The 15,928-nt window shown below is 48.1% G+C and carries 14 protein-coding genes; 5 read left to right on the top strand and 9 right to left on the bottom strand.

From position 1 onward, the window contains the following. Positions 1–75: 75 nt before the first annotated feature. Entirely contained in the window at positions 76–249 is a 174-nt protein-coding gene (locus tag U9J37_RS18010) for a hypothetical protein (protein ID WP_005469368.1), read from the top strand. Positions 250–362: 113 nt separating this feature from the next. On the opposite strand, the gene U9J37_RS18005 is transcribed toward U9J37_RS18010, so the two are convergent. Beyond that, positions 363–551: a hypothetical protein gene (locus tag U9J37_RS18005; protein WP_005469440.1), complete on the bottom strand. Its 189-nt coding sequence runs from the start codon at positions 549–551 to the stop codon at positions 363–365. A gap of 98 nt (positions 552–649) precedes the next feature. Continuing rightward, the gene (locus U9J37_RS18000; RefSeq protein ID WP_005469339.1) at positions 650–1,846 is read right to left on the bottom strand and encodes an MFS transporter; all 1,197 of its coding nucleotides are present in this window, start codon (positions 1,844–1,846) and stop codon (positions 650–652) included. 167 nt (positions 1,847–2,013) lie between these two features. Here U9J37_RS18000 and U9J37_RS17995 point away from each other — a divergent pair, with 167 nt between their 5' ends. After that, the gene (locus U9J37_RS17995; RefSeq protein WP_043886412.1) at positions 2,014–2,895 is read left to right on the top strand and encodes a LysR family transcriptional regulator; all 882 of its coding nucleotides are present in this window, start codon (positions 2,014–2,016) and stop codon (positions 2,893–2,895) included. A gap of 75 nt (positions 2,896–2,970) precedes the next feature. Here U9J37_RS17995 and U9J37_RS17990 read toward each other — a convergent pair whose 3' ends face one another. Then, the gene (locus U9J37_RS17990; protein WP_005469318.1) at positions 2,971–3,216 is read right to left on the bottom strand and encodes a hypothetical protein; all 246 of its coding nucleotides are present in this window, start codon (positions 3,214–3,216) and stop codon (positions 2,971–2,973) included. Between the two features lie 237 nt (positions 3,217–3,453). Here U9J37_RS17990 and U9J37_RS17985 point away from each other — a divergent pair, with 237 nt between their 5' ends. Both U9J37_RS17985 and U9J37_RS17980 read left to right on the top strand, forming a co-directional pair. After that, entirely contained in the window at positions 3,454–4,983 is a 1,530-nt protein-coding gene (locus tag U9J37_RS17985) for a phospholipase D family protein (RefSeq protein ID WP_005469381.1), read from the top strand. A gap of 258 nt (positions 4,984–5,241) precedes the next feature. Then, the gene (locus U9J37_RS17980) at positions 5,242–7,125 is read left to right on the top strand and encodes a methyl-accepting chemotaxis protein (RefSeq protein WP_005469171.1); all 1,884 of its coding nucleotides are present in this window, start codon (positions 5,242–5,244) and stop codon (positions 7,123–7,125) included. Positions 7,126–7,186: 61 nt separating this feature from the next. Here the strand turns inward: U9J37_RS17980 and U9J37_RS17975 are convergent, their stop codons facing one another. Further along, on the bottom strand, positions 7,187–8,398 hold the full coding sequence (locus tag U9J37_RS17975; protein ID WP_005469096.1) for a glycerophosphodiester phosphodiesterase family protein: 1,212 nt from the start codon (positions 8,396–8,398) through the stop codon (positions 7,187–7,189). A 161-nt stretch (positions 8,399–8,559) separates the two neighbouring features. Further along, positions 8,560–9,822, bottom strand: a complete 1,263-nt coding sequence (locus U9J37_RS17970) for an MFS transporter (RefSeq protein ID WP_043886411.1) — start codon at positions 9,820–9,822, stop codon at positions 8,560–8,562. A 120-nt stretch (positions 9,823–9,942) separates the two neighbouring features. On the opposite strand from U9J37_RS17970, the gene U9J37_RS17965 reads away from it, so the two are divergent. Then, positions 9,943–10,716: a helix-turn-helix domain-containing protein gene (locus U9J37_RS17965; protein ID WP_005469172.1), complete on the top strand. Its 774-nt coding sequence runs from the start codon at positions 9,943–9,945 to the stop codon at positions 10,714–10,716. Positions 10,717–10,723: 7 nt separating this feature from the next. Here U9J37_RS17965 and U9J37_RS17960 read toward each other — a convergent pair whose 3' ends face one another. The 4 genes from U9J37_RS17960 to U9J37_RS17945 all read right to left on the bottom strand — a co-directional run bounded on the left by U9J37_RS17960 (position 10,724) and on the right by U9J37_RS17945 (position 15,901). Beyond that, positions 10,724–11,752: a lactonase family protein gene (locus U9J37_RS17960; protein ID WP_043886454.1), complete on the bottom strand. Its 1,029-nt coding sequence runs from the start codon at positions 11,750–11,752 to the stop codon at positions 10,724–10,726. Positions 11,753–11,824: 72 nt separating this feature from the next. Beyond that, entirely contained in the window at positions 11,825–14,275 is a 2,451-nt protein-coding gene (locus tag U9J37_RS17955) for a beta-N-acetylhexosaminidase (RefSeq protein ID WP_005469451.1), read from the bottom strand. Positions 14,276–14,310: 35 nt separating this feature from the next. After that, positions 14,311–14,940: a bifunctional 4-hydroxy-2-oxoglutarate aldolase/2-dehydro-3-deoxy-phosphogluconate aldolase gene (locus U9J37_RS17950; RefSeq protein ID WP_005469021.1), complete on the bottom strand. Its 630-nt coding sequence runs from the start codon at positions 14,938–14,940 to the stop codon at positions 14,311–14,313. Between the two features lie 19 nt (positions 14,941–14,959). Further along, positions 14,960–15,901, bottom strand: coding sequence for a sugar kinase (locus U9J37_RS17945; protein ID WP_043886410.1), 942 nt, complete (start codon positions 15,899–15,901; stop codon positions 14,960–14,962). Positions 15,902–15,928: the final 27 nt, after the last annotated feature.

The following is a 15,928-nucleotide window of genomic DNA, read 5'->3' as shown; positions in this document are numbered from 1 at the left end:
TTACCCTTGGTGTGAGCAATTGACCACGACCCACTATACTTAATGTGGGAGTGAAAGATTCCGCAGGAGGCTAATATGGACTTTACGGAAAAACTCAGACTGCGTGGCAAGGCAGAGGAAGATTTGTATTTTGCGCGGCTTGATAGAGAGCTGATTGACGCGATACACAACAACCCTGACTGGCAAAAGCAACACCCATCCCCGCAGCCAGATGATGACGATAGCTTTGTAGACACTTTACCAAAGTAACCCTTTTAACAGAGTCTCGTTATTCATGGTTGAACGGCATAAAAAAGCAGGGCGACACCTTTCTGGTTAACGCCCCGCTTCTCGCTCGCCTGCAATTAAGTAAACATCGCACGTTACTTTTCTAAGAGTGTCATGCGTCGGTCTTCATCATTGAGGTAGAGATGCGCCTGAGCTTGATCTATCAATACCATAGCAGAGAGCGGGCTCACTAAGTGTACTTCCCCTTTCTGATAAGGCACTGGTATATCCCAAGGGTTGTTTTGGTACATCCCCTTCTCATCGAATTGAATCAGAACATCCATGCTTACCTCCAAACTACTTAAGCACAACTTAAGTTTAGTTTGTAAATGACAATTTTATTAGTAGCAATTGCCCTCGTGACCCATGTTCAGCAACGGAATCAAGAAGCCACCACGCCTTCACTTGTAGATTCAACAGGTTGCCCCTTATCCAAACGACCACTCCAACGCGTCAACATCAGTGCTAGCATCACGATCAAAGCCCCAACCCAAGGGGTATGCATTAACCCAGCGTTAGAGACAATCTGTCCACCGCCCCATGAACCAAGCGCGATACCTACATTAAACGCCGCAATATTTAGCCCTGACGCGACATCAACGGCATCGGGCGTATATTGCTCTGCGAGTTTAACCACGTACACCTGTAACCCCGGCACATTACCAAATGCAAATGCGCCCCAAACCAAAATGGTCACCACAGCAGTAATCGGATTGAACGCCGCAACATTAAAGACCAAAAGCACAATCGCAAGGCCCGAAAAAATGATCGTCAGCGCTTTGATTGGGCCAAAATTGTCGGCCATTTTTCCGCCCCAAATATTGCCCACGGCAACCGAGACGCCATAAACCAGCATAATCAAACCAATCGACTGAGAGCTGAAGCCACTTTGCTGCTCTAAGATGGGAGCGAGGAACGTAAACGCGGTAAACGTACCGCCATAGCCAAGCGCCGTAATGGCATACACCAGTAGTAACCTTGGCTGAGTCAACACTTTAAGCTGTGCTGACAACTTAGTGGCCGGAGGTTGCTTTAAGTTACTAGGCACTAGCCAGGCGCTACCGATCCACGCGATCACTCCAAGAATCGCGACGATCAGAAATGTCGCTTGCCAACCAAATGTTTGACCAATGTATGTACCCAGTGGCACACCTGTCACCAATGCCACTGTGAGTCCGGTAAACATAATGGCAATGGCACTCGCGGCTTTATCTTTATCCACCAATCCAGTCGCAATGGTCGAACCGATAGAGAAAAACACACCGTGTGCCAGTCCAGTAAGAATGCGCGCAACAATAAGGGTGTTGTAACCAGGGGCTTGCCACGCTAACACGTTTCCTAATACGAACAAGGCCATGACAGCCAACAGAACATACTTGCGGTTCCACTTTCCGGTTAGTGCAGTCAACACTGGCGCACCAATGGCAACACCAAGCGCATACAAGCTAACCAGTAGACCAGCAGAAGGCAAAGAAACACCAAGGTCGCTGGCCATCGTCGGGATCAACCCAACAATGACAAATTCCGTGGTACCAATGGCAAAGGCGCTAAGCGTCAATGCAAAAAGAGCTAAAGGCATGGTAAATACTCACTATCACGTTAATAGCCTCACCTGAAATCGGCGATGACTGGGAATAGCGGTATTATGCCTCTCTATTTCATTGTAAAAATCAGCAGTTTTAGCAAATGATTTTTGCTATAAATGAAGGTAATAACCCATTCATCAGTTGGCCTAGAGGAAACCGTATGCTTACCCGCTCAGATGATCTTGAAATATTGTTAGCCGTGGTGGATAGCGGCGGGTTTTCTGCGGCGGCAGACACACTTGATATTCAAGTGGCTCGCGTCTCACGCGCCGTTGGCAAAGTAGAGAAACAACTTGGGGTATCGATTCTCAATCGAACTACGCGCCGAATCGAGTTAACCGATGAAGGAAGGCAGTTCATCGACTCAATCCGCCTAGGATTAACCCAGATCCAACGGGCAGAAGAGGAGCTGATATCACGCGGTGAACTTCCCAAAGGTCGATTACGCGTTGACGCCGCCAGCCCATTTGTTCTTCACCAATTGGTGCCTTTAATTGGTGATTTCCAAGCGCAATATCCTGACATCGAACTTGAACTCTCATCTAACGAGGGATTTGTTGATCTGCTTGAAAAGAAAACCGATGTCGCGATTCGAATCGGTCAGTTGAGCGACTCCACTCTGCATGCAAGACCGCTCGGACGCAGTCAACTCCATTTAGTGGCTTCTCCTGACTACCTAGCAAAACGGGGACAGCCACACACGACCGCTGATTTAATCCACCATGCCACAATCGGGTTCAGCGGACCAAAAGCACTCAATCAATGGCCGTTAAAAGGGTTTCAAAGTTTGCAGCCAACACTTACATCAAGCAATGGTGAGGCGGTGCGACAACTTGCTCTGGCAGGCAATGGCATTGCTTGTTTGTCAGGTTTTATGGTGAATAGCGACATTGAGGAAGGCCGGTTGATACCAGTGCTTGAACACGAAAAGATCAGCCGCACCGGCCGCGAGTTAGTCAATGCGGTGTACTATAAGTCCTCCAATGTGGCGAGAAGGATTTCAGCGTTCATTGACTTCATTCAACCGAAGTTAACGCTCTAAAATAAATAGCGCGCACTAAAAACCACTCTAGCAACTGCACTAGAGTGGCGGTTTGATTCAACGGAGAGTGAAGCCCTAAAGAAGCACAGAGGCTTCGAGCAAGTAGTTGACTTGGTGGCTCAGATTAGGAAAGCCTTCGCTCAAAATCTTGAAACGTGCGTCAATGGAATCTTGATGACCAATACGACCAAAGGTCTTTAGTGTATCCACTGGCATGTTGGAAATAGACGTTTTCAACGGACATAAATCGACATTGTTTGCTCTTTCTACTTTCGACAGAGCATCGACTATGGTTTGTAAATCGAGTGCAGATTGCTTCATGGGACTCATTGCTTTCATTTGATAATGACTATTATTTTGCGCCGATAGTACTGGATTTACTTGACCGCTGATGTGATTTTAATCAATGAAGCACGTACTATTGCTCAGCAAAATAACAACCTGATTGCATAGCCATTCATTTTCCTCAAAAGCGACAAACCTACGCCCATTCGGTTTTTGTTATACTGGAGTCAAGACTCACGCGATTGCTCTAACTATCCCCAAGGACGCGCATTCATGATTAAGCTTAGGCGCTTAGCTTCTCAACTTTTTATTGTCAGCCTTTTAGCTGGCTGTGGCACGCTTCCCGATGACATCGTCCACACTCCATCCACGACCCCATTACCATCCGACACCCAGTTATCAAAGCTCAATGACCAGTATTGGAAAGATCGGCCTGAGGTTTCGAGCACGGTTTTGTTGCAAGAATCAGGGTGGGATGCCCTTGCTCAGCGATTGGCGTTGGTTGAAACGGCGGAGCGCACCATAGACATTCAATACTATATCTGGAACTCCGATGTTTCAGGCGCGTACCTTGCCAGCCGTTTACTGGCTGCCGCCGACCGCGGCGTGAAGGTGCGTGTCATGCTCGATGACATTAACCTCAATGAGCGCGAGTCGCTTTTGATCGAGCTCAATGCCCATCCCAACGTTGAAATACGCGTTTTTAACCCAATCCCAACCCGCCGCGGTGTGGCGAAATGGCTCAATGTATTGGGAGACTTTTCACGCTTAAACCGCCGTATGCACAACAAATCCTTCACCGTGGATGGCGCATTTTCTGTGGTCGGCGGTCGCAATATTGGCGACGAGTACTTCGATTTATCCGATGACATCAACTTTCGCGATCGAGACGCATTGGTGATGGGGGATGTGGTTGAAGAGGTTCAAACAAGCTTCAACCAATATTGGGATAGTCGTTGGTCTTACCCAGTTGATTTACTTGGTGAAGATCAAGACGTCAGCCTTTCTGTACTCAAATCGGTAACCGTTCCTGAGTATCTTGCGTACCCTCCGCTGCCCACAAAGCCAATGGCGGCGAAACAGTTGTTAACTCAGCTCACTGGCTCAATGACCCCAGTACAAGCCCATTACATTGCCGACAGACCTGTACCGAGCGATGAAAGCAACACCTCAGAGCCAAAAAGGACAGCGAAATACCTAAGCCAGCTTGCCGAACAATCCCATAAGGAAGTGCTCCTTGAATCGGCTTATTTAGTGTTTGACGACCGCCAACTGGACAATTGGCAAACACTCAACGAGCGTGGCGTTGATGTTAAGGCATTAACCAACTCGATGGCATCAAACGATCTGGTCACCAACCATTCCGCTTATGCTGGCCGCCGAGAAGATATGTTGCAACATGGCGTGCAGCTGTTTGAGCTCCAACCCGATAGCTCGCTTTGTTTCGCATCAACCAAAGATAACCGCAAGTGTGCACCAGAGGCGAGCTACGGTCTTCATTCAAAATCCGCCGTCTTCGACAAGCAGGTTGCTGTGATTGGTTCGTTTAATTTCAATCTCCGCTCAACCTACTTAAACAGCGAATCGATCCTAGTCATCGACAGCCCAGCGGTTGCCGAAGAATTGGCAGAAACGATTGGTGATGCGATGGATGAAACGCACAGCTGGTCGTTGCATTTGCAAGAGGGCGATGTGTATTGGCAATCGGGAGAACGACGACTAAATCGCGAACCAGACACAGGGAAATGGCCTCGATTCCAATCTTACTTCCTGCAATTACTGCCGATAGAGAAATACCTCTGAGGCATAAGTTCGATTTACTAAACGAGAGCTCCCAACGTAGGGAGCTCCTTTCCCCTTGAAAAATTAGTCTAACAACCCGACAAACGGCCTATCCAAGCCCACAATGACCTCTTCGATCGATGCTTTGTTTTGACTGCTCATAAATCAAACGACCCATCCAAATAAACAGTATATCACCCCCTATAAATCCACATTCAAAACCTATACAATCTCCCGTTCCATAAATTCAGTCTGCTCAACACTTATACTGGTTAATAAATGAATCTATCGTTAAAGCAAAAACTGACAATGGCGTGTTTGTTCGCTGTTGTACTCATGTCCTCGTTGCTAACTTGGCAAGCCTCTTCAAAGCTGTTTGAACAAAGCCGCCACGCAATCTACTTACATGCTGGCGGTGTCAGCCAAACCGAGTCTGATGCTATTCGCAAATGGATCGATATCCGAGAAAATATAGTCACCGCCACAGGTAGCTTACTTCGCGCAGACAATATCAACGAAGCGCTGTATCAGGCACGCATCAGCGGTGGCTTTGAAGACGTCTACTTCGGTTCGAGCGAAGGGGTGGTCGTCACCTCACATGCTGACCTAGATCTCAGTCATATCGACCCCCGCACTCGCCCATGGTACAAGGCGGCGATCAACTCCAACAAGCCTGTTATTACCCCAGCTTATAAAGACATCAATTCAAATAAAATGATGGTGTCAATCGCGGCAAGCGTGAGCCAGAATGGTCGCGTCGTGGGCGTAATTGGTGCAGATCTATTAATCGACCAATTGATATCAGAAATCGTCAATCTTGATGTTGGTGAAAATGCACAGGCGATATTGATTGACAGTGCTAACGGAACCTTCCTTGCGCACCCACAAACATCTTTAGCGATGCAACCCGTTACTCGCTGGGATTCACAACTCACACTCCCGGCAATACTCAAAGCAGAAAGAGACGGCACGATCAGTGAGTTCAGCGCACAAAAAGAGCCTCAGTTGATGTACTTCAACAAGATTGAAGACTCAGACTGGGTTGTCGCCATTCAGATGGATAAGACAACCGAAGAGTCAGCGTACTACGAACTGCTGACTCAGCTAATCATTACAGCAGTCATTGGCGCGATCGTTCTGATTGGCTTGGTTTCGGCGCTCATCTCATACTTGTTTAGAGACCTTCTCGTCGTCACAAAAGCCTTGGAGGAAATCGCGTCAGGAGATGGTGACCTAACCCAACGACTAAGCCCGCGGACTCAAGATGAAGTTGGCCAACTCGCCACCAGCTTCAACAAATTCGTTGCCAACATGCACCAAATGGTCATGACGCTCAAAGGGATTTCCCACGATCTGAGCGATCAAGCCTCTATTACCTCTCATCAAGCGGAGGAGCGCAGCCAACGTATCCATAGCCAGCAAGATGAGATCAATATGGTCGCTACCGCGGTCGGTGAGATGGCAGCAGCTACCGCCGAAATCGCCTCTAATGCGGAAAATACCGCGAAAAACTCTCAAGATGCGGTCACCGCTTGTGTCGATGGCTCCAGCCAGGTCAATCAAACCCTGGTATCAATTGAAGCACTGGCAGCAGATGTACAAGTTGCTACCGACGTGATTGAAGATTTAGAAGGGCACGCGACGAGCATTAATACTATCTTATCTACCATCCAAGACATCGCCGAGCAAACCAATCTTCTTGCATTGAATGCCGCCATTGAAGCTGCTCGAGCGGGTGACCAAGGTCGTGGTTTTGCTGTTGTTGCTGACGAAGTTCGCGTGCTATCACAACGTACCCACACCTCCACCAAAGAGATCCAACATACGATAGAATTGCTGCAATCGACAACTCACAAAGCGGTTCAAATCATGGGTCAGAGCCAAACCAAAGCCCGAGACAGTGTCAACGACGCCACCACTGCCAATGGCAATATTGTCAACATCAATACGGCGGTCGATGTGATAAGCGATATGGCGGCTCAAATTGCAGCGGCAGCTGAAGAACAAAGCCTAGTCTCGAATGAGATCACGATGAATACGGAAGGGATTCGCTCCGTGTCAGATCAGCTCTCATCTGAGGCTGCCGATGCCGCCGAGCAAGCGGCCAAGCTATCCGCATTAGCAGATAAACTGAACCAGGAAATTGGTTCATTTAAACTTTAAGCTAACTTAAAACCAAAAAGCCCGAACACATGGTTCGGGCTTTTCTCTTCTATGGCCGTGGTTAGATGTCCATACAGTTGGCGTAGTAAGTGACTGTTGAAGGCCAATCACTGAAGACCCCCAGTACGCCGACATCTTTCGCCAACACATCCAACACTTTCATCATATCGCCATCTTGCTTGATCTGCTCGGTAACGCTTTGATAGTACCAACCACCACCTTGCGCAAGTGGCCCTGAACGCTCTAACGTCCATGCGATGATGTCCAAATCCGCTTGTTTTGCCAGCTTGGCATACTCAGAGGCAACAATGCTGTTTTTCTCATCTAAATCAATCAGCGCATAAAGAGGAGGCGCAATGATGTTAACGCCTTGATCAGAGAGCGCTTTCATGTTTTCCAGCGTCGCCGTGAAGTCTTTTAGGTTATAGACGCGATCATCAAGATAGACCGCTTGCTGACCAAACTCAGGCTCGTTTTTAATCCAGTACTTCACGTCATCAAGATTGAATGACTGCACGTAAGCCTCTTTTGCAGAGAAGCCGGCTGCTTTGAGTTCATCAATCAGCTTTTGAGCATAATCTTTCTGGCTAAAGCCTTGATATGGCATTTCTACCGCCGCTGATTTCAGCTCAGGTGTGACTTTTACACCATGCTTTTTAAACAGCGCCGCGCTTTCCGCATGCGTCATCAATGTACCCGTTTGCGAATACAAGTCAGTGCGCCAGCCCGGAGTGCCATTCATGTACTCTTCAATCGTGGTGGCTTTCGGGTTCGCGCCATCCATTTTACCCTTGAGAGTCTTGAACTCCGCGAGGGTAAAGTCTGACGTACGACACTCTACTTGGGCATCTTCGCCAGTTTCGGGATTGGCAGGTTTGAACGGAACAGAACACTTCTTCGCCAATTCAGGGTGCGCAAGCACATCCGTTGTAGTGTGCAGATCACTTTGTGAGTGACGACAAACCAATTGTTTATCCTTGGTAAAGGTCACATCACACTCCAGAACCCCCGCTCCCATTGCAATCGCCGCAAGGTAAGACTCTTTAGTATGCTCTGGAAACTGCATTGCCGCGCCGCGGTGACCAATCGAAAAGTCGCTGCGATAAAAAGGACCTGCACTGCAACTTTCTAATTTTGATTTAAGAGGACCATCTTCCATGTCACTGACCAAGTACAAAGGACGCGGACCTACTTGTGCAGGTTCATTCGCCGCCATCGCCATTGAGCTCATACCAAGCAAGAGCGCAATACCACTGGTTAGGATCTGCTTCATCTGTTGTTTCTCCTTGAGGAAACGAGTTATGTTTTATTGTTCTGGTTTTGACATGATGACGCATCGAACGGCATACAACACAGCAAAACTTTTCGCCTATAACTCAAACAGATAATTGTAAAAAGTTTATGACGTTTCAATGATAAAGCCGTGAATCAAACCTATCGACCCGATTCCACCACGCCGTTAGTTCGAGACATTTGTGCTGGAATTCGTATAAAGCCAAAAGACGATACCACCAGCAGCAACGCCGCAACACTCCAACTGGCTGAAATGCCAAAGTGATCCGATAAATAGCCAAACCCTAACGACGCGATCATTCCACCGCAGGTGACAACAAAGGAACTGATCGAGAGCATAGTCGAACGAAACTCGGCCTTAGTATTGTCATTGACCAACACCATTTGCGAGTTTTCACCCAAGGTAAAAAGGAAGAAAAACATCAGATAAGCAAGAGAAAAGCTCGTAACTTGCGTTGTTGTCGACATCAACAACAACACCATGCCAGCAGATAAGCGGCTGGCAAAAAGCAACATTCGATGGGAGCCACAAAACCAACGCAATCCCTTAACGGAGCACCAAGATGCCGCTGCCGCCATTAAAAAGTAGAGTGCCGAGATAACCCCATAGATCAAGGTGCTGGCCGTATCATCGCCCATAATATTGGCAAGATATGGCTGCCAGAGGTTTTCAACGCTACTCAATACCACGCCAAACACCAAGGTCGTTTGCATCACTCGCTTCAATACATCGTGGCGAAATGCCTCGTTCAGCGCCTGCACGCAGGTAGAAAGCAGTGATTGTTGCTGCGAGGGTTTCTGTTGAGTCAAGGGAGGTGCTTCGCTCGGAATAAGCGTTAAGGTCACCATGAAAAGGACACCTGTTGCCGCGACAATGAGGATCAAATTTAGGTCATATTTTGACTCAAACCACTGATGATGCAAGGCAACATCAGGCAACCCGCCTCCGACCAACGAACCTAGCGCCAACCCGACTGTGACCATAAGGTTTATTCTCGCCAGCGCATCATGATAAGAAAGCGGCCCGGGTGACAGCTGATAAGCATCATAAAACCAAGCATCTAACGTACCGGAATAGACCGCCCGAGCCGCACCAAGCAATATCGCGCTGGCGAGGACCGAGGGCATTGTTGATGCAAACAATAAGGCCAAGACCCCCAACATACTCAGCAACAAAGAAAGCAAATAGGTTTTACGTCGGCCAAATCGGTCTGCGGCACTACCTAAGGGAATCTCCAAAAAGGTGGTGGTGCCAATCCATACCGCCATCACCAAACCGATGTCAGTCAAACTCAGCCCACGAGATTGAAATATCAAAATTAAAACCGGGATGAGCATCCCAGTGATAAACCAGTGAAATGCTTGCTGGGTGGCATAGCATCGAATCAATTGCTGTTGAGACATGGCACTTTCCTGAGCAAAATAGTGAGAAAAGAATCTCATAACGACCTTTAATCTCAATCAAAATACCAAAAGGTCACTATTATGATACCCAAGGTATCGAACGGCAGATTAGGAGCCAATATGGATCAGCAGCTCGCTCAAGAAGTATGTAATTTGGTGAAGCAGAAACTAAAGAGTCGAGGCGCGTCGTATCAAGATTTAGCCGCTGAATTAGACATCTCGGAAGTCAGTGTCAAACGGCTACTGAACAATGCTCAACCCATGTCGATGCAGCGCTTGATCGCTATCAGTCAGTGGCTTGAATTTCCTCTCTCGAAACTGCTTGAACAAGCGGAAAAAAACTTACATGCCATTCCTCTTTTTACGCCAGAGCAAGATGCCGCTTTTTACGCTTGCCCAGCGCTGTTTACCTTTTGGAGTGAACTGGCAGAGAACAAGACTGTCGATGATATTGCCAAGCGTTATCAACTCGACGCCGCGTCCACTCATCTTTATTTACGAAAGTTAGAGCAAGCAGGCTTAGTCGCTCTTGGGCCTTTCAATCAATGTAAACTACTCGTTCCCGGCCACACCGCTTTTGAGCAAGGCGCCAAATACCCAGAGTTTTTCAGCGCGAAGGTGCTTTCAGGATTACAAAAGCGGGTCATCAATATTCCCGTCGACGATGACCAAGCGTTTTTAATTAGCTTAAAAGCAGAGTTAACTCACCAAGAGTTCCAAGAGATCAACAAAAAGCTAGAAGACTGGATGTTTAACTTACTTCGAGAAAGCCAAGATATACGAGCAAGAAAAGGGCTAAAAGTGACACCTTATACCTTTGGCTTTATGGGGGCGGAAGGGGCATTTCACGCGGAGCTACCCAATATTGTTAGGCTGACAGAACCGTCAGCCTAAACAGACGTTATTTAGGTTGTTCGACTAAACAGACCGGGCTGTCGATTTGGCACTTATGGCCGGTTGGCGTTAATGTGCCGTCATTTAGGTTTCGTTGGTAACTGACTAGGTTATTGGAGTGCTGATTGGCCACCACCAACCACTCTCCACATGATGAAAGAGTAAAGTCACGCGGGAATGAACCACCACACTCTGAGCCAAATAGCCATTGAACTTTTTCACCAGAGACATCAAAGCAGCTAATCTGGTTTTGGTGACGACAAGAAACATAAACAAAGCGCTCATCGGCAGAGAGATTTATTGCTGACGCGGCTTGCCCTATCTCACTATCGGGCAATAGCGGTAATTGTTGTTCAATCTGCCAACCACTTTCTTTCTGCGTTAGTACCACCAAGGTTTCACTTAGCTCACACACTACATACGCCGTCTCTTCAGCGTGATTGAACACCAAATGACGTGGCCCTGATCCCGGCGGAAACGCGACCGTCTGAGCGAGTGAAAACTTATCTTGTTCAATGGTATAAAAACGGATGGCATCGCTGCCTAAATCGACGGTCGCCAGTGTGGGTTGATGCTTTAGAAACACCGCTTGATGCGCGTGAGGTGAAAGCTGGCGGTCTTTATTGGGGCCTTGCCCATCTTCAAACAAGTTAGCCACTAAAGTGTTGGCGATACCTTGGCTATCTAGAGAGTAAATACTCACATTGCCTGAGCCATAGTTCGCCACTGCGAGATACTGCCCATCAGCTGACACATCCACATGACAAGGATAATCACCTTCAATCGGCACTGAATAGGCGGCTTTTTCTTGCAGACATACGAGCTGGGCTCCATCTTCTTGAGCCACTTCGGAAAAGCTATACAAGGCGTGCTTAGTTTGGGTTAGATAAGAGGGATTTCGCAGCGGATAAACGTCCTCTAAACGGATCAGTTCACCGGTGTTTTGGTTCAGGCTGACCATTCCGATCCCTTGGCTTTTACTGGGTGAGTCGGTGTAGGTTCCTACATAAAAGAGTAAGTGGTTACTTGCTTGCATCATCATGATTCCAATAAGAATGTTATCCAGCACAATGCCGCCAGCGCAGGCTAGCGGCAAATGGTTTCACGACTACTTGGTCAAAATGTGAAGCAAACGCTCTGTTGGTTTAACGATGGCGGCAATCGTTTCATCTAGGATGATGGCGTTATCATTAATCACACCTTGATATTCCGCGGCATCCGCCTGACGAATCGTTTTCCCTTGTTTGGCAATCTCAACCAAGGTATTTGCCAGCTCTGCAACTTTAACCGTCGCATCTGCCACTTTCACGGTATCAACCGAGGCTACGTTGTTGGCAAAGATGGGTTTCGCTTGCTGTGCCGCCAACGACACGACTTGGTAATGCATCGCAAGTTTGTCTAGTGCGGCTTTATCGCCATTTGCGAACGCCTCAACAAGATCGTTCATCTCATACACAGCTAAGCTCTCTACTGGCAAGGCATCCGCAAAGCGGTTTAGACGTTCATACTGGTTGTAAAGATCGCCTTTATTTGGCGTTGAAATCCATTTTTCCCAGTGACGTGCGTAGTACTGAGCAGGCTCGATGTACTTGGCCAACGTTTGTAGTGGTGTCACGTCAGCACCATTAGCCAGACGTTTGAGCATCATAGTCGCGTCGGCGTGATGGCGCAGACCTAAAGAGATTTCAGACCATGTGTCCATCACGCTCATGCGCTGATACATGCTGCGCTCGTCTGTTAGCTCTTGGCTTGACCATAAACGCTCAGCAATCGCATAGCTGCGTGGCCATAGGCGCTGCTCGATGGTCATTGAATCTAGGTTCTCACCCCAAATGGTAATTTCACCACCTAAGATTAGATCTTTCTCCTTACCTTTTAGCTCTGCTGGATAGCCGCCATTTGGCTCTGGAATGACACTGCCTTTGGTTGCGCTGCTTGCGACCAGTTCACCCGTTGCTGGCCAGCGAACATTACCAATGATCTGGTAACTGCCCTCTTTCAGCTTGCCGCCTGCAAATTGATAGTTGAATTCTGTGTAGGACATGAAGTTATCGAAGTGACCACGGAATTTAACCCCAGGTATGTATTCTAGAATATGCACTTCTTCACGAGATTTGCCGTTATAGTCGGTAAATGCGCGGAAAGTGCCATCTTTTGCTTCGATAATGGTGAGATTACCTTTACGCGGGCCGCCCTTGTTGCGTGGCTTCACCCAGTCGTACGTTTCGAACTTTTCACCGCTGTGTAGCGTGTCATCCACCGTGACGCCTTTTGGCATTGGGTCGTTGCGGTAGTGGTAGCTAGTTGGCTGCGGTTGATCTAAGTAGTAGCCGGTAGACAGTACGCCTTGGTAACCCTCTTTTGCTGCACGACCAATGCTGTCATGCCCGCGCCAGCTTTGGATAACGATCGATTTGGGTAAGTCTTTGTGCCAAATTTCATCCCAGCCCGACATCTTCTTGCCACGCTCTTCGAGCATCTTTTCAACTCTAGTGTTGAGGTAAGATTGCAAGCCGCGTTCACCATCTAAATTGTTGTCCGCAATGAATTGTTGGATCTTCGGGTTCTCTTTCCACTGTTTGTAATTTGGCTCATCACCGCCAATGTGGAAATACTCATCTGGGAACAGCTCGACTACCTCATCAAACACGCTCGCAAGCATGGTGTAAAGCTCTGGATTAGTCGGGTCCATTAACGGCTCAAACACACCCCAACCACGTTGCTGTGGGTAAGACTGCTCGCCCATGCCAGACATGAGTTCAGGGTAAGCGTGTGCAACCGCCGACGCGTGACCTGGCAGTGAAATTTCTGGAATGACACGAATACCAAGGTTGCGTGCGTAATTTACGACGTAGCGGATTTCATCTTTGGTGTAGTAGTCACCGTCAGCGGTTTCAGACCAAAGCTTGGTGTAGTTGTCGAGCTGAATGCGGATGCCTTGATCGTCCCAAATGTGCCAATGGAACACGTTCATTTTCGCCGATGCCATGGCATCCAACTGACGCAGAATCACGTCGAGCTCAATGAAGTGACGAGAAGTATCGTAAGAGACGCCGCGCCATTTAAAGCGAGGTTCATCGTCAATTGACACCACTGGAACCGAATAGCCGTTCGAATCGGTGGTCACAAGCTGGAGGAAGGTTTCAAGGCCGTGGAATGCACCATACGGACGTTCAGATGAGAGGCGAATTTGACCATCTTTTACCTCAAGTTGGTATGACTCATCGCTATCAATATTTTGCACAGCATCTTTTGGTCCTTTGCGAATGTCGATCACTAAGGTGGCGTCTTTTTCAGACTCCGCCTGCCAGTGGAGCATTGGCAGGCCAGTCTGACGGTATAAACGTTCCATGGTGCGCTTCGCGTTAAACTGAACGCGCTCAGAATCGTAACCTTTGATGAAAATACTAAACGCTTTGTCGATGCTTACAGAGCCCGAGCCCAGTTCCACTTCTTGTGGGTAAGGCATAAGGTTTAAGTCGGTATTGGGTGCCATTGCCATTGCTGCAGGTCCTGTCATTAAGCCCGAAACGAGTAGAGCTAACGTCGCTTTTTTCATTGTCTTTGTCCTGTATTAAAGGTTGTTGTTCTGAGCTACGCCACATGCTCGACCGCTTCGCGGACTAACTTTGCGATCTCATCCCACTGCTCGTTTTCAATCAAACTTGGCGCCACCATCCACGTGCCACCGCAGCACACGACTCGATCAATCGCTAGATAATCATTGACGTTGCCTTTACCGATGCCGCCTGTTGGCATCAAGCTCACATCCACATACGGTGCAAGTAGGGATTTCACCATGGCGACCCCACCAGACGCTTCCGCAGGGAAGAATTTTAGGAAATTCAGACCAAGCTCTAACGCTTGCTCAACTTGGCTTGGGTTGTTTACGCCCGGAACTATTGGCATGCCCACTTCTTGGCAGTAACGGACCGTGTTTGGATTCAATCCGGGAGCAACCACGAACTCAGAACCTGCGGCTTTGGCTTGGTCAACCTGCTGCGCGTTTAATACCGTACCAGCACCTACACACATTTCTGGGTAGGCTTCGCTCATCGCTTTAATCGCGTCAGCTGCAGCTTCTGTGCGAAAGGTCACCTCCGCGACTGGCAAGCCGTTTTCCACTAAGACTTTTGCCAAAGGTACCGCATGCTCCACTTTGTTGATTTGAATAACAGGGATAACTTTGAATTGTTTTAGTTTGTTGATCATTTCGTTGTTCATGTTTATTACCCAGAAATTGTTAAGAAAGAGTGAGGTGGGCCATTTCCGATTTCGGGATGATCGCACCTGAAAATTGAATCACAGTTGACGCTAGCTGATGGCCTAACGCCGCCGCAGCTTCGGCACTTTGTCCATTAAGTCTTGCCGCTAAATAGCCTGCTGCAAACGAATCGCCCGCCGCACAAGTATCAACCACATTGGCGACCTGCTCTGCGCTGACATAAGCATGATGTGTTTCGCCACCTTGCTGCCAAATCACTTTACATGGCTCACAGCCGCGTTTGATCACCGTTTCTTTGCAACCTAAACGTACACTGCGCTGCTCGACGCTTTCGTCCGCTCCCCACACCAACTGATCATCATCTTCAGTAATGAGAGCAATATCAACTAGTGGAAGAAGCTGACCATACCAGTATTTGGCTTGTTCGCTTGTCCACAATTGAGGGCGGAAGTTATTATCAAACATCACCTGTCCACCCGCTTGTGAAAAATCACTTAATGCATCAATAAGCCGCTTTTTACACACATCAGAAAGAATCGCCAAGCTAATACCACTTAAATAAACCGCATCAACGCGGCCTTGCTTCATTGCCTGTTCAAGCTTGCTGAGCTCTGCGTTAAGGAAGTAACTTTTAACCGCGGCGCTGTCTCGCCAATACATAAAGCTGCGCTCACCTTGAGGGTCCGTTTCCACCATGTAAAGCCCAGGTAGTTTGTCGCCGTATTGCTCCACCAGCGAGGTATTAATCCCCTCTTGCTGCCAAGCTTCGATGAGCTGCTGTGATAGCGCATCTTTACCTAGCCCAGTGGCGTAACTCACTGAAAGAGTGGTACGCTTAGTCAGACGAGAAAGGTAAAGTGCGGTGTTTAGTGTATCGCCACCGAAACCCTTTTTAAGAGGAAGGCCGCTAAGTTCAATCATGCATTCACCGAAGAACGCGATATGAATTGGATGTGTCATTTGGGCTCACCTGTTTAGTGTGGTGGC

Source organism: Vibrio sp. 16 (assembly GCF_963681195.1).
In the GTDB taxonomy this organism is placed as follows: domain Bacteria; phylum Pseudomonadota; class Gammaproteobacteria; order Enterobacterales; family Vibrionaceae; genus Vibrio; species Vibrio sinaloensis_D.
This window is presented reverse-complemented; position numbering and strand designations above follow the sequence as displayed.

Bases quoted from the DNA above. Each gene is read 5' to 3' on its own strand.
- U9J37_RS18010 (WP_005469368.1), top strand. From the start codon at position 76: ATGGACTTTACGGAAAAACTCAGACTGCGTGGCAAGGCAGAGGAAGAT.
- U9J37_RS18005 (WP_005469440.1), bottom strand. From the start codon at position 551: ATGGATGTTCTGATTCAATTCGATGAGAAGGGGATGTACCAAAACAAC.
- U9J37_RS18000 (WP_005469339.1), bottom strand. From the start codon at position 1,846: ATGCCTTTAGCTCTTTTTGCATTGACGCTTAGCGCCTTTGCCATTGGT.
- U9J37_RS17995 (WP_043886412.1), top strand. From the start codon at position 2,014: ATGCTTACCCGCTCAGATGATCTTGAAATATTGTTAGCCGTGGTGGAT.
- U9J37_RS17990 (WP_005469318.1), bottom strand. From the start codon at position 3,216: ATGAAGCAATCTGCACTCGATTTACAAACCATAGTCGATGCTCTGTCG.
- U9J37_RS17985 (WP_005469381.1), top strand. From the start codon at position 3,454: ATGATTAAGCTTAGGCGCTTAGCTTCTCAACTTTTTATTGTCAGCCTT.
- U9J37_RS17980 (WP_005469171.1), top strand. From the start codon at position 5,242: ATGAATCTATCGTTAAAGCAAAAACTGACAATGGCGTGTTTGTTCGCT.
- U9J37_RS17975 (WP_005469096.1), bottom strand. From the start codon at position 8,398: ATGAAGCAGATCCTAACCAGTGGTATTGCGCTCTTGCTTGGTATGAGC.
- U9J37_RS17970 (WP_043886411.1), bottom strand. From the start codon at position 9,822: ATGTCTCAACAGCAATTGATTCGATGCTATGCCACCCAGCAAGCATTT.
- U9J37_RS17965 (WP_005469172.1), top strand. From the start codon at position 9,943: ATGGATCAGCAGCTCGCTCAAGAAGTATGTAATTTGGTGAAGCAGAAA.
- U9J37_RS17960 (WP_043886454.1), bottom strand. From the start codon at position 11,752: ATGCAAGCAAGTAACCACTTACTCTTTTATGTAGGAACCTACACCGAC.
- U9J37_RS17955 (WP_005469451.1), bottom strand. From the start codon at position 14,275: ATGAAAAAAGCGACGTTAGCTCTACTCGTTTCGGGCTTAATGACAGGA.
- U9J37_RS17950 (WP_005469021.1), bottom strand. From the start codon at position 14,940: ATGAACAACGAAATGATCAACAAACTAAAACAATTCAAAGTTATCCCT.
- U9J37_RS17945 (WP_043886410.1), bottom strand. From the start codon at position 15,901: ATGACACATCCAATTCATATCGCGTTCTTCGGTGAATGCATGATTGAA.